The 12749-nt window shown below is 68.0% G+C and carries 10 protein-coding genes; 9 read left to right on the top strand and 1 reads right to left on the bottom strand.

The genetic code is table 11. The features are described from left to right. The first annotated feature begins 132 nt into the window (after positions 1-132). The 8 genes from AC1DS6_RS32910 (at position 133) to AC1DS6_RS32945 (ending at position 11267) form a co-directional block, all read left to right on the top strand. Complete coding sequence (locus AC1DS6_RS32910) at positions 133-600, top strand: penicillin-binding protein activator LpoB (protein ID WP_477103994.1); 468 nt, start codon at positions 133-135, stop codon at positions 598-600. Between the two features lie 13 nt (positions 601-613). Next, positions 614-2059 carry a PelD GGDEF domain-containing protein gene (locus AC1DS6_RS32915; RefSeq protein WP_441635486.1) on the top strand — a complete coding sequence of 482 codons (1446 nt, stop codon included), beginning with the start codon at positions 614-616 and terminating at the stop codon, positions 2057-2059. Beyond that, positions 2052-3038 (top strand): tetratricopeptide repeat protein, encoded by a 987-nt coding sequence (locus AC1DS6_RS32920; RefSeq protein ID WP_441635488.1) that lies wholly within the window; start codon positions 2052-2054, stop codon positions 3036-3038. The genes AC1DS6_RS32915 and AC1DS6_RS32920 overlap by 8 nt, the downstream gene beginning before the upstream one ends. Continuing rightward, complete coding sequence (gene pelF / locus AC1DS6_RS32925) at positions 3035-4636, top strand: GT4 family glycosyltransferase PelF (RefSeq protein ID WP_441635489.1); 1602 nt, start codon at positions 3035-3037, stop codon at positions 4634-4636. The genes AC1DS6_RS32920 and pelF overlap by 4 nt, the downstream gene beginning before the upstream one ends. A 1-nt stretch (position 4637) precedes the next feature. After that, positions 4638-6008 carry an exopolysaccharide Pel transporter PelG gene (gene pelG, locus AC1DS6_RS32930; RefSeq protein WP_035870095.1) on the top strand — a complete coding sequence of 457 codons (1371 nt, stop codon included), beginning with the start codon at positions 4638-4640 and terminating at the stop codon, positions 6006-6008. A 250-nt stretch (positions 6009-6258) separates the two neighbouring features. After that, positions 6259-7005 (top strand): response regulator transcription factor, encoded by a 747-nt coding sequence (locus tag AC1DS6_RS32935; RefSeq protein ID WP_441635493.1) that lies wholly within the window; start codon positions 6259-6261, stop codon positions 7003-7005. An 85-nt stretch (positions 7006-7090) separates the two neighbouring features. Further along, complete coding sequence (locus AC1DS6_RS32940; protein ID WP_441635495.1) at positions 7091-8863, top strand: FecR family protein; 1773 nt, start codon at positions 7091-7093, stop codon at positions 8861-8863. Continuing rightward, positions 8853-11267, top strand: a complete 2415-nt coding sequence (locus AC1DS6_RS32945; RefSeq protein WP_477103970.1) for a CHASE2 domain-containing protein — start codon at positions 8853-8855, stop codon at positions 11265-11267. Before AC1DS6_RS32940 ends, AC1DS6_RS32945 begins: the two co-directional genes overlap by 11 nt. A 17-nt stretch (positions 11268-11284) precedes the next feature. On the opposite strand, the gene AC1DS6_RS32950 is transcribed toward AC1DS6_RS32945, so the two are convergent. Continuing rightward, positions 11285-11497, bottom strand: coding sequence for a hypothetical protein (locus tag AC1DS6_RS32950; protein ID WP_441635499.1), 213 nt, complete (start codon positions 11495-11497; stop codon positions 11285-11287). Positions 11498-11738: 241 nt separating this feature from the next. Between AC1DS6_RS32950 and AC1DS6_RS32955 the strand changes: the two genes are divergently transcribed. Continuing rightward, positions 11739-12731, top strand: a complete 993-nt coding sequence (locus tag AC1DS6_RS32955; protein WP_441635501.1) for a helix-turn-helix domain-containing protein — start codon at positions 11739-11741, stop codon at positions 12729-12731. Positions 12732-12749: the final 18 nt, after the last annotated feature.

Below are 12749 nucleotides of genomic sequence, written 5' to 3' on the forward strand. Positions count from 1 at the left end.
ATCGAGAAATGATCCTCTATTGGCCGCCGCCCTGCTTGCGCTAAACAGCCAGCGCAAGCAGGGCGGCGGCCGCTCGAACCTCGTCACCTGTCAAGTGTCCTCGGCGCAAAATGCGATTTTATTTGGCGGCTTATCTTGGGTGGATTGGGCCGCGCCCCCGCGCTGCCTGCCGGCGAATCGCTGGCGGTCTTGCCGATCGTCAACTACACCGAGACGCCGCAAGCGGGCCTGCGCGCCGAGGCGATTGCGGAGAGCTTGCTGAAGACCGGCGGCATTGCCAACGTCAAGCGCTATCCGGCCAGCCTGAACCCGGAAACGCTGTTCGAGCCGGCCGAGCGGGAATCGGTGGGCAAGGCGCTGGAATGGGCGCGTACCCAGAAGGTGCGCTATGCCCTCACCGGCGCGGTGCAGGAATGGCGCTACAAGGTCGGCGTGGATGGCGAGCCGGCGGTGGGCATTTCCCTGCAGCTGCTCGACGTGAGCACCGGCGAGGTGGTGTGGACCGCCACCGGCAGCGACAGTGGCTGGAGCCGCGAATCGCTGTCCGGTACCGCGCAGAAGCTGCTGCGCCGCCTGCTGGCGCCGCTGCGCCAGGGTTGAGTCGCGGGAGAGCGTGATCGTGGCCAATACAGCCGACAAGATACGGGAAGGACAAGGCATCGGCGCGGGCGGCCGCTATTTGCGGTTGCTCGCGCCCGCCACGAGCGGACCGGTCTCTGCGGTCGAGCTGGTGGTGACGATGGCCCTGGCGATGGCACTGGGATACGCGGTCCTGCCCGACAACCCCCTGCTGCTCGGGCTGGGTTTCCCCTGGGCATGGCTGCTGCCGATCATACTGGCGCTGCGCTATGGCACGCTGATTGGCGTGGGTAGCGTGCTGATGATGCTGGCTGGCTGGTTCTTTTTCCACCAGGTCGGAGCGCAGCCGGGGGCATTTCCGCGCCTGTTCTTCCTGGGAGGGCTGCTGACGGTGCTGGTGGCCGGGCAGTTCGGCGATGTGTGGGGCACGCGGCTGGCGCGCGCGCGCGCCGTCAATCGCTACCTGGAAGAGCGCCTTGCCGCGCTGACCAAGAACCACTACCTGCTGCGCGTATCCCACGCGCGGCTGGAGAACGACCTGCTGGCCAGGCCCACCACGCTGCGCGATACGCTGTCGCAAATGCGTGCCGTGACGCTGGAAGATAGCGCGTCCGGCAGTGCGCTGGTTGGCGCGCGCCCCATGCTGCAAGTGGTGGCGCAGGCCTGCCAGGTGGAAGGGGCAGCGCTGTACGCGGTCGTTGGCGACAAGGTGGCGGACGAGGCCTCGGCGCAAGTTGGCCCGGCATTCGAGTTCGACGCCAACGATGCGCTGGTGCGCCATTGCCTGGAGACGCGCCAGCTGGCGCACCTGCAGGCCGGCGGGCTGTCGCGCCAGTCGCCGGATCATCCGCAGACCCGCTATGTGGCGGTGGCACCGGTGCTGTCCGGGGCCGACAAGCTGGTTGGCCTGCTGGTGGTCGAGCGCATGCCGTTCCTGTCGCTCAGCTACGAGAACCTGCAACTTCTGATGGTGCTGATGGGCTACTACGCCGATGGCGTCGAGCATGCCGCGTCCACCCGAGCCATCGAGGCGGCCGTGCCAGGCTGCCCGTACGACTTCGCGCTGGACTACGCCCGCTTGTCCCGGCTGCGCCGCGATAGCGGCATCGAAAGCACGATCGTTGCGCTGGTGTTCGACCTGGACGAGTCCCGCGATGCGCTGTTCGAGCAGGTCATCCGCAGCCGCCGCGCGCTCGACGTGGCATGGCCGCTTACCAGTGTGCACCAGCGCGCGCTGCTGACCCTGATGCCGCTGTCCGACAACGAGGCGGCCTCGGCCTACCTGGTGCGGATCGAGGACATGTTGCGAGCCCAGTTCGGCACGGATTTCGAAGCCGCGCGCATCGGCGTGCATATGCTGGCCGTGCCAGCCAGCGCACCGGTGGAGCCGCTGATCCGGCTGCTGCACCGTTGTCATGTGGATGTACACCCGGCGCCGGTACCGGTGCCCGTGGCACTGGGCGAGGCTGCCCGTGGGTAAGCTCGGCGTCGGCGGCCTCACCGCACAAATCGCAGCCCTGGCGCTGCTGGCGCGCGCCGGTACCAGCACGCCGTTGCTGCTGGCTTTCCTGCTGTCGCAGGGGATTGCCGCCGCGATGATCGCGATAGTGCTGTGGCGCCTGCTGCCTCGGCGCTTCCGCGTGCCGTTCGCGTGGAGCTACGGCTATCTGTTCGCGTTCTGCTTCCTGGTGCCGATGGCGGGTGCCATCGTCTGCCTCGGCAGCTTGCTGATCGCGCGCCTGTTCCCGGGCCCGCGCCAGACGGCCGGCATTGGCCTGGTCGGACTGCCGGTGTTCGTCACTCACCTGATCTCGCGCGTGACCCATGGCGGAGGCGCCCGCTTGCGCGCGCAGCTTGGCAATACGCGCGCGCCGCTGCCCGAGCGCATGACCGCGCTGGTGGCCATGCAATCGATGCCGGCGCGCACATCCAGCCCGGTGTTGCGCGAACTGCTGGCCGATAGCGCCGACGACGTGCGCCTGCTGGCCTACGGCATGCTGGACGGCGCCGAGAAGCAACTGACCCAGCAGATCATGGCCGAGCTGCCGCGTCTTGAAGAGGCCCTCGACGCGAGCGAGCGCGGCGAGATCAACAAGCGCCTGGCCGACCTGCACTGGGAGCTGATCTACCAGAACCTGGTGCAAGGCGACGTCTACCGCTACACCGCGGACCAGGTCGAGCGCTACGCCCGCGCCGCGCTGGAGGTGGACCCTGAACAGGCCGGGCTGTGGTACATGCGTGGCCGCCTGGCCCTGAACCGCCACGAGCCCGCGCAAGCGCGCGAGTGGCTGGAGCGGGCCGAGGCGCTGGGTTTTGCGCGAGAGCGCACGCTGCCGCTGCTGGCCGAAGCCGCCTACCTGGAGCGCGACTACGCCGCCGTGCGCACCATCCTGCTGTTGTTCGACAGCCCATCGCCGTTGCCACTGGTACGGCCCCTGCTGCGTTACTGGCAATCATGAGCAATACCCCTTCGCCCCGCGCCGACTCGGCCGATGTGGCCCTGCTGCTTGAGGGCACCTTTCCGTATGTGAGCGGCGGGGTGTCGAGCTGGGTCAACCAGATGATCCGGGCGTTCCCGGAAATCCGCTTCGCCATCGTCTTTATCGGCAGCCGCCGCGAAGACTACGGCGATATGGTCTATGCGCTGCCGGACAATGTCGTGCACCTGGAGACCCATTTCCTCTACGACTTCGCGCCGCCGCCGCTGGTGCACGGCAGCGACGGCGATCCGGATACCTTCGCCGCCTCGGCGCAACTGCACGAGGTGCTGCGCCAGCCCGGTCGCGAGCAGGAGGCCGGCGAACTGATCCGCGAGCTGATGCCCGAGCTCAATGACGGCGGCAACCTGTCGGAAGATGCATTCCTGTACAGCCGCAATGCCTGGCGCACCATCACCGAGCAATATCGCCAGTACTGCACCGATCCGTCCTTCACCGATTACTTCTGGACCGTGCGCATCATGCACAAGCCCTTGTGGCAGCTGGCGCGCATTGCCGAGGGGCTGATCCCGGCCAGGGTCTACCACACGGTTTCCACCGGCTATGCCGGCTTCCTCGGCGCCATGCTGCACTACCGCACGGGCCGGCCCTTGCTGGTGTCCGAGCACGGCATCTACACCAAGGAACGCAAGATCGACCTGTTCCAGAGCCAGTGGATCCGCGACAACCGCAACGTGTTCGAGCGCGATATCTCGCAGATCAGCTATTTCCGCGAGCTGTGGGTGCGCTTCTTCGAAACGCTGGGCCGCGTGTGCTACGACGCCGGCGACACCATCGTCGCGCTCTACGAGGGCAACCGCCAGCGCCAGGTGACCGACGGCGCCAGGGCCGAGCGCACCCGCAATATTCCCAACGGCATCAACCTGCCGCGGCTGGCCGCGCTGCGCACCCGGCGCGCGTCCGGCGTGCCGCCCGTGCTGTGCCTGATCGGGCGGGTCGTGCCGATCAAGGACATCAAGACCTTTATCCGCGCCATGCTGACCGTGGTGCGGCAGTTCCCGGATGCCGAGGGCTGGATCGCGGGACCCGAGGACGAGGATCCCGAATACGCGCGGGAATGCCGCAGCCTGGCCGAGAGCCTGGGCCTCGCCGGGAAGGTCAAATTCCTGGGTTTCCAGCGCATCGACGACCTGCTGCCCAAGGTGGGCGTGCTGGTACTCAGCTCCATCAGCGAGGCCTTGCCGCTGGCGGTGCTGGAAGGCTTCGCCGCTGGCGTGCCGTGCGTGACCACCGACGTGGGCTCGTGCCGGCAACTGATCTTCGGCCTGCCCGGCGAGGATGCCGCACTGGGCGCCGCCGGCGACGTGGTGCGCATCGCCGACCCGGCCGCGCTGGCCGAGAAGGCGATCGGCCTGCTAGGTTCCCCGCGCGCCTGGCATGCCGCGCAGCAAGCCGGCATCCAGCGCGTGGAGCGGTACTACACGCAGGAGATGATGGTGGGCAGCTACCGCGAACTGTACACGCGCCTGATGGCGCAGCCACGGGTGGCGTCCTCTGCGGGCGCGTCGCCCGCCAGGGCGGCCCAGGCCGCGGGCTGCCCCATGAAGGGAGGGCGCTGAAATGGCGGGGATTGGTTTCGAACTACGCAAGATGCTGCGGCGGGACAGCCTGTCGGGCATGCTCGGCGCGTACGCCTATGCCGGCATCATCAGCTCCGGGCCGTGGGTCCTGTCGATTGTCGGCATCCTGCTGATCGGCCTGCTGAGCCTGCCCTTCGTGGTGCCGGGCAGCCTGGTGACACAGTTCCAGGTGTCGGTGACCTACCTGATCGCGGTCAGCCTGATCCTGACCGGGCCGATGCAGCTCTCGTTTACCCGCTTCACATCGGACCGGCTGTTCGAGAAGCGCGATGGCCTGGTGCTGTCGAACTACCACGCGGTGGCCCTGCTGGTCACGGTGCTGGCGGGCGCGGCCGGCATCGGCTGCGCGCTCTTCGCCTTCCAGGGCCAGTCGGTGCTCTACCGGCTGCTGATGACCGCGGGCTTCGTGGTCATGAGCAATATCTGGATCGCGGTGATCTTCCTGACGGGCATGAAGCAGTACAAGGCTATCGTCTGGACCTTCCTGCTTGGCTATACGCTGACGGTGGCGGCGGCGCTGGCATTGCGCGGCTATGGCCTTGAAGGCCTGCTCCTGGGTTTCGTGGCCGGGCAGTTGAGCTTGCTGACGGCGATGGTGGTGCTGATCTACCGCAACTACACCAGCCAGCGCTTCATGTCGTTCGAGGTGTTCCAGCGGCGCTATGCCTACCCGAGCCTGATGGCGATCGGGCTGCTGTACAACCTTGGCATCTGGCTCGACAAGTTCATGTTCTGGTATTCGCCGTCCACCGGACAGCAAGTGATCGGACCGTTGCACGCATCGATCATCTACGACATCCCGGTGTTCCTGGCCTACCTGGCGATCATCCCCGGCATGGCGGTGTTCCTGGTGCGCATCGAGACGGACTTCGTCGAGTACTACGACGCCTTCTACAACGCCGTGCGCGGCGGCAGCTCGCTTGAGCATATCGAGGATATGCGCAACACCATGGTGCAGACGATCCGCCTGGGGCTGTACGAGATCGTCAAGGTGCAGGCCATCGCGGCGCTGCTGCTGTTCGTGGTGGGCAGCTGGGTGCTGGGGGCGCTGGGCATCTCGGAGCTTTACCTGCCGCTGCTGTATGTGGACGTGATCGGCGCCAGCCTGCAGGTGGTGCTGCTCGGGGTGCTCAATATCTACTTCTACCTCGACCGCCGGCGCGAAGTGCTGCTGCTCACCGGGCTGTTTGTGATCCTCAACCTGGCGCTCACCGCGGTGACGCTGCAACTGGGCCCGGCCTGGTACGGCTACGGTTTCGCGATCTCGCTGCTGGTCGTGGTGGCGCTGGCTGTTTACATGCTCGACCGCAAGCTCGATCGCCTCGAGTACGAAACCTACATGCTGCAATAATGGTGCTACGCCCCGGGGGGCGGGGGCGATGCGGGTGCCGCGGTACCCCCCCCACGCCAGTCTTGGCGTGGCGACGCCCGATTCTGTACCATTCCCCCCTACGCGCCTGGCCTGGCCTGCTCGCGCTCGCGCTTTCTCCCTGACGGAAAACGCGGGATGAACGCAGCAGTTGCGCAGGAGTTGCGCAGGAGTTGCGCAAGAAGTGCGCAGGAAGTGCGGGGCGGAACATGGCGGCAAGGAAGAGGTAAGTATGAGAATAGCTTCGGTGGAAGACGACAAGAGCCAGTCCGAGCTGATCCAGCAGATCCTGGTCTCGGCAGGCCATGAGTGCGAGTGCTTCGCCAATGGCAGCACGTTCCTGCGGGCGCTGCGCGAGCAGGCGTTCGACCTTCTTGTCGTGGACTGGCAATTGCCCGATACGAGCGGTCTCGAGGTGGTGACTTGGGTACGGCAGAACTCCGGTCCCAATCCGCCCATCCTGTTCCTGACCAGCCGCGCGATGGAGGAAGACATCGTCGCCGGGTTGGGCGCCGGCGCCGACGACTACATGATCAAGCCGATCCGGCGCGCCGAGCTGGTGGCGCGTGTTTCCGCCTTGCTTCGCCGCACCTATCCGCAGGCGCAGCAGGACAGCGCGGTGATCCGGGTGGGCAACTACCGTGTGGATCCGCAAGCGCGCACCGTGACCTGCGGCGAGAACAAGGCGGAGATCTCGCCGCGCGAGTTCGACCTGGCCCTGTTCCTGTTCCGCAACCTTGGCCGCCTGGTGTCGCGCGAGGTGATGGAACAAGCTGTCTGGGGCCGTGACATCGGGGCGGGCTCGCGCACGCTCGACACGCATATCTCGCGCTTGCGGATCAAATTGGCGCTGCGGCCCGAGAACGGCGTGCGCCTGACCTCCGTGTATTCGCACGGCTACCGTTTCGAAGCCGCGGGAGACGGTGACAAGCAGGAGCACCAGAATACCCCGGACGCTTTGGGCAAGCCGGACTTGTAGGGTTTGCAGGACTTGCACGACTTGCAGGGGTTGACGGATTTGTGGGATTCGCAGGGTTTGCAGGATAAGCAGGAAGACTGAGTTTATGAAGTGGTTCGAAATGGCGGCAGGCAGGAAGCGCGGCATCGCAGTGCGATCTGGCGAGGCGGGTGCGAAGGGCGCAATCGATGCAATCGGCGCAATCGGCGTGGCCGGATGGATTGGTGTGCTGGGGGCCGCGTGGCCGCTCGACGCCGCCGCGCAGGCAGCGGGCACAGAGGGCGCCAACTTTATCTATCTGGTTCGCCCGGGCGACACGCTCATCGGCGTGGCCGACCGTTTCATGGCGCAACCCGCCCGCTGGCGCGAGTTGCAGGCACTGAACAAGGTGGCGGACCCCTACCGCCTGCCGCCCGGCATGCGCCTGCGCATCCCGCTGGTCCACATTCCGGTCACCAACGGCACCGCCCGCGTGGTGTTTGTGACAGGGCCGGCCAGCGCGGATGGCCGCGAGCTGCAGGCTGGCATGGAACTCGCCGAAGGCGCCCGCATTGAAACCGGCGCAGGCGGCACCGTCACCATGGAACTGGGCGACGGCTCCCGCGTCACGCTGCCGCCCGCCTCCAGGATGGAAGTCAGCAGGCTGCGGGCCTTCGCCCGCTCGGGCCTGACCGACGCCGTGTTCGGCGTCGGTCAGGGCGAGGTGGAATCCCGCGTGGCGCCGCGCGGCACGGGCGTCGGGCGCTTCGAAATCCGTACCCCTTCGCTGGTGACTGGCGTGCGCGGCACGCGCTTTCGCGTTGGCACCGAGGCTGGCGCCAGCCAGAGCGCCGTGCTCGAAGGGCAAGTGCAGGCACGCTCGCGCCGTGGCCAGCAGGCGGTGGTGGGCGCCGGCTATGGCGTCAGCGTATCGCCAACGGGCGTGCTGGCGCGGCCGGCCGCGCTGTTGCCCGCGCCGGTGCTGGCGCCGCTGCCCCAGCCCCTGCTGGCCAGCCGCGCCACGGTGAGCTGGTCGCCGGTGGCGAAAGCCGCCGGCTACCGCGTGGTGGTCTCGCGCGATGCGGCCCAGACCGAGCTGCTGTCCTCCCAGACCGTCAGCGCCGAGCAAGCCGCGCTTGAGGACTTGCCCGAAGGCGAGCTCTACCTGGGCGTAAGCGCGCTGGATGCCACGCACCTCGGCGGCGCGGGCGTGGTGCTGCCGTTCGCGGTACGGCTCAACCCGCCCCCGCCTTTTACGCTGGAGCCCGAGCGCAACGGCACTGCGTACGGCGAGACGGTCACGTTCGGCTGGGCCGAGGTCGCCAGCGCGGCGCAATACGAATTCGAAGTGGCGGCCGACGCGGACTTCAGGCAGGGCGCCATGCAGGCGCGAAGCGCCGCGCCGTCGGCCAGCCAGGCGCTCGCGCCGGGCCGCTGGTGGTGGCGGGTACGCTCGCTTGACGCCGGTGGCCAGCCCGGTCCCTGGAGCGAGCCGGGGGCGTTCGCGCTGGAACCGTCGCCGCCGCAGCCGCGCCTGGAGGACGATGGCGGCGACACGCTGCGCATCGCCTGGCCGGCAGCCGGCGCCGCCGGCGCTGCGCAAGCCTACCGGCTGCAGATGGCGTCCGACGAAGCCTTTACGCAGATCGTGGCGGACGTGCGCACGGAAACGAACGAAGGCCGCTTGCCCCGTCCTGGCAGCGGCACGTATTTCGTGCGGGTGGGGCGTGAGGGCGCAGCGGCTGCCGCAACCAATGCCGCAACCAATGCCGCTACCGTTAGCCCGGCAGCGCGGCCGCACTTCTCCGCGCCCCAACGCATCGAGGTGAAGCAGTATGTGCGCGATGCGCAGGGCCAGCCCGTGAGCGCTGGCGGGCGTCTGCTCAATCGTGCCAACTAGCCTGGCCCGGCTGGCCGCGCGCGCCGGCTCGCGCGCGCACTCCGTGCGCCGTGTGTTGGCGCGCATCCTGGCTGGCTATCAGCGCCGCACGCTGATCGAGTGGGCCGTGCTGACGGCCGCGGTGCTGGCGCTGGTGGTGGCTTGCGCCGCATTCGGCTGGAGCGAGCGCGCCGACAAGGCGGTCTACGACCTGTCTGTCGCGGCCCAGCATCACGCCCCCAGTGACGACATCGTGATCGTCACCATCGACGATCCCAGCATCTCCGCCATTGGCCGCTGGCCCTGGCGCCGCTGGGTGCTGGCCGACCTGATCGGGCGCATCGCGGCCGATGCCCCACGCGTGATCGGCGTCGACGTGATCCTCTCCGAGCCCGACCAGTTGCATCCCGAGGACGACCGCGCGCTGGCAGGCAGCATGGCGCGCGCGGGCAACGTGGTGTTGCCCGCGCTGGCCGAAGCGGGGCAGGATGGCCTGATGGTGCGCTATCCGCTGACCGGCCTGGGCGCCGGGGTGGGGCACATCAATATCGCGGTGGACCTCGACGGTATCGCCCGCCAGGTCTTCCTGCAGGAAGGGTTGCCGGGCCGGCAACTCAATCATTTCTCGGTCGCGATGGTCGGTTTCGGCGAGCCGCCGCGGCCGGTGTCCAGCTACCGGCACGACGACCAGGCAAATGACCTGGGCGCCGATGGCTGGATGCGCAACTACCGGTTGCGCATTCCATTTGCCGGGCCGCCCGGCACGTTCCGCCTGGTTTCGGTGCTCGATGTGCTGGGCGGCGCGCTGCCCGCGGATTTCTTCCGCGGCAAGTCAGTGCTGATCGGTGCGACCGCGAGCGGGCTGGGCGACGTGTTTCCCACGCCGGTATCCCGCAGCGGGCATGGCATGAGTGGCGTGGAAATCATCGCCAACGCCATGCAGACGCTGCAGAACGACAGCGCCATCGTCACCTTGCCCGCGCCGTGGTTCTGGCTATGCACCCTGCTGCCGGTACTGCTGGCGAGCCTCGCCTCGCTGGCGACGACGCCGCGCAACGCGCTGCTGGTCACTGCGGTGCTCCTGATTGGCTCGCTGGCCGCCAGCCTGCTGCTGGTGGTGCTCGGGCACCTCTGGTTCGCGCCGGCCAGCGCCCTGCTGGGTTGCAGCCTGTTCTACCCGCTGTGGAGCTGGCGGCGCCAGGAAGCGGCGCTGAAGTTCCTCACGGATGAGCTGGCGCAGCTGGAGCAGGAGCCGGGCCTGCTGGCCATGCCCGCCGGCGAGGGCGAATCCGGCCGCAATCTGGATACCCGCATGCGCGCGGTGTACCGCATGACCACCCGCTTGCGCGACCTGCGCCAGTTCCTGTCGGACGGGCTGGAAGGCCTGCCGGAAGCCACCGTGATCTGCGATCCGTCGGGGCGCGTGCTGCTGGCCAACCGGCGTGGCCTGCTGCTGGCGCCGCGCACGCTCGGGCCGCTGGCCGACATGAGCGCGCCGCGCCCCGGCATTCGCGAAATGATCGACGAAGTATTCGCCCAGCCCAAGGCAGGGCTGGACTATTGGGACCAGTTGCGCAGCGCTTTTGCCGACGGCGAGGCCGTCCACGCGGAGCCGGCGCAGGCCCCGCCCGGCGTGGAACTCGAAGCCCGCGGCGAACGTCCCATGCTGCTGCGCGGCGCACCGCTGCGCAGTGACACCGGCGGCGTGGCCGGCCTGATCGTCAGCGTCATCGATATCACCCAGGTGCGCGTGGCCGAGCGGCGGCGCGAGGAGTCCCTGCGCTTTATCTCGCATGACATGCGATCCCCGCAGTCCTCCATCCTCGCCCTGATCGACCTGCAGAACGAGCCCGGCCGGGCGCTGCCCGAGGCGACCCTGCTGGCCCGCATCGGCGAGCACGCCAGCCGCACGCTGGACCTGGCCGACGACTTTATCCGGCTGGCCCGCGCAGAGGCGCCGCACCTGAGCTTCGTCGAAGTCGACCTGGCCGGCGTGGTGCTGGACGCCACCGACGAACTATGGGCGCTGGCCAGCGCCGCGCGCATCGCGCTAAAGATCGAGTTGGAAGAGGAACAGACGCAGGTGGTGGCCGAGCCGGTGCTGCTGGTCCGGGCCATTGCCAACCTCGTCAGCAATGCGATCAAGTTCAGCCCGCCGCAGAGCACCGTGACGGTGCGCCTGTACCGCGTGCCCAAGGGGCTGGCGATCGATGTGGCGGACCAGGGCAGGGGCATTGCCGAGGAAGACCAGGGGCGACTGTTCCAGCCCTTCGCGCGTCTGCACGGCACCGGCCGCGACGCGCCCGCCGGCAGCGGGCTTGGCCTGGTGTTCGTCAAGACGGTGGTGGAGCGCCACGGCGGAGAGATCAGGCTGGTCAGCGCCGCGGGCGCCGGCGCCACCTTTACCATCATCCTGCCCTGTTGAGCAGGGTGCGCCGGCGCTCAGCGCGGCGTGTTCGCGGCCGTATGCTGCCCAGCGTGGCTGGCGGCGGGCACGGTGGCGGTAGCGATGGCGCGGCTATCCATCTGCCGGACCTTGCGCGCAGCGCGCTGCTCGTTGTCGTCCTGCAGTGTGACGCACAGCACGGTGATCAGCGCGAACCCCACCATGCAAAGCGCGACGTAGCCCAGCAACTTGTTGCGATTGGATCCCATATCGATGCCCGCTTTGAATAGCGCCGCATTCTAGGCGGCCTTCGCAGCGGTTATTGTCAACAAATGCAAAGGTGGCTTCCGGGCAAACCCTGCCGTGGCGCCGGCTTGTTGCGCCGTGCATCGACGGCGGCCCGGGCCAGCTATACAATCGTTGCGCAGTCCCGCACCTGAAAGCCTTGGCGCGCGTGGCCATGCCAGGCCGGCGCCGATGGTGTTGATTGGCCCCCACAGGCTGCCGCCCATGCCCAGCAACACAGAGCCCCTCGACACAGGCGCCGGCGCGCGCCCGGTACGCCACCTGGTAGCCACCGAGGCAACCATGGCGGCAGGCGGTCTCGACGGCTGGCAGCAGCGCTACCAGCAACTCACGCCGGGGCGTTTCCTTGCCGAAGTGCAGCAGGCTACCTACGGCGACGTCCACGTATTCCGCGAACAGACCAACCAGGCCTTGCTGGAAGAGGGCGAGGCGCGGCGCGGCTATCTCTCCATTGCCCTGCCGCACCGCGAGTGCCAGGACGGCTGGTTCGCCGGCTACCGCATGAGCGGCGATACCGTGCTGCAGGCAGGCAATGGCAAGCCGCTGGCCATGCGCACGCCACCGGGGCTGGACCTGCTTGGCGTGACCTTGCCCTTGCCTGCGCTGGAGCGCGTGCTGGAACGCGAGGGGGAGGCCGGTCTGCTGATGCGCTTGCAGCCGGCTACCGAGGTGCGGCGTGCCGCTTCGGAAGAGTTCCGCGCGGCGATGCTGGCGGTGCTGGCCGCGGCAGCGGTGCAGAGCGACTTGTTCAATCAACGGTTTGTTGAAAGCGCGATGCGGGATGCTTTGCTGATGGCGGTGGTTTCCACCCTTGCGCATGACAGCGGTGATGCCTTGCTGCCTACGCCGCCGGCGCGGCGGCGGCTGGTTGCGCAGGCCTATGAGATGGTGCGGGCTGCGCCGGAGGCGCCCTGGAGCGTGCTGGCGCTGTGCGAGCGGCTCGGGGTTTCCCGGCGGACGTTGCAATACAGCTTTAACGAGGTTACCGGGCTGGCTCCGTTGGAGTTTGTGCGGGCGGTGAGGATGAATGGGGTGCGGCAGGCGTTGCGGGGGCGGCAGGCGGCGGAGTTGGAGGGGGTGGGGGCTGTGGCGGCGCGGTGGGGGTTTACGCATTTGCCGCGGTTTGCGGCGCAGTATCGGGCGTTTTTTGGGGAGTTGCCGTCGGTGACTGTTTCTAGGTCAACGTCAAAGGCTTAACTGCTTAACTGCTTAACT

Source organism: Cupriavidus sp. 05L310 (genome assembly GCF_056398185.1).

Bases quoted from the DNA above. Each gene is read 5' to 3' on its own strand.
- pelF (WP_441635489.1), top strand. From the start codon at position 3,035: ATGAGCAATACCCCTTCGCCCCGCGCCGACTCGGCCGATGTGGCCCTG.
- AC1DS6_RS32940 (WP_441635495.1), top strand. From the start codon at position 7,091: ATGAAGTGGTTCGAAATGGCGGCAGGCAGGAAGCGCGGCATCGCAGTG.
- AC1DS6_RS32955 (WP_441635501.1), top strand. From the start codon at position 11,739: ATGCCCAGCAACACAGAGCCCCTCGACACAGGCGCCGGCGCGCGCCCG.
- AC1DS6_RS32950 (WP_441635499.1), bottom strand. From the start codon at position 11,497: ATGGGATCCAATCGCAACAAGTTGCTGGGCTACGTCGCGCTTTGCATG.
- pelG (WP_035870095.1), top strand. From the start codon at position 4,638: ATGGCGGGGATTGGTTTCGAACTACGCAAGATGCTGCGGCGGGACAGC.
- AC1DS6_RS32935 (WP_441635493.1), top strand. From the start codon at position 6,259: ATGAGAATAGCTTCGGTGGAAGACGACAAGAGCCAGTCCGAGCTGATC.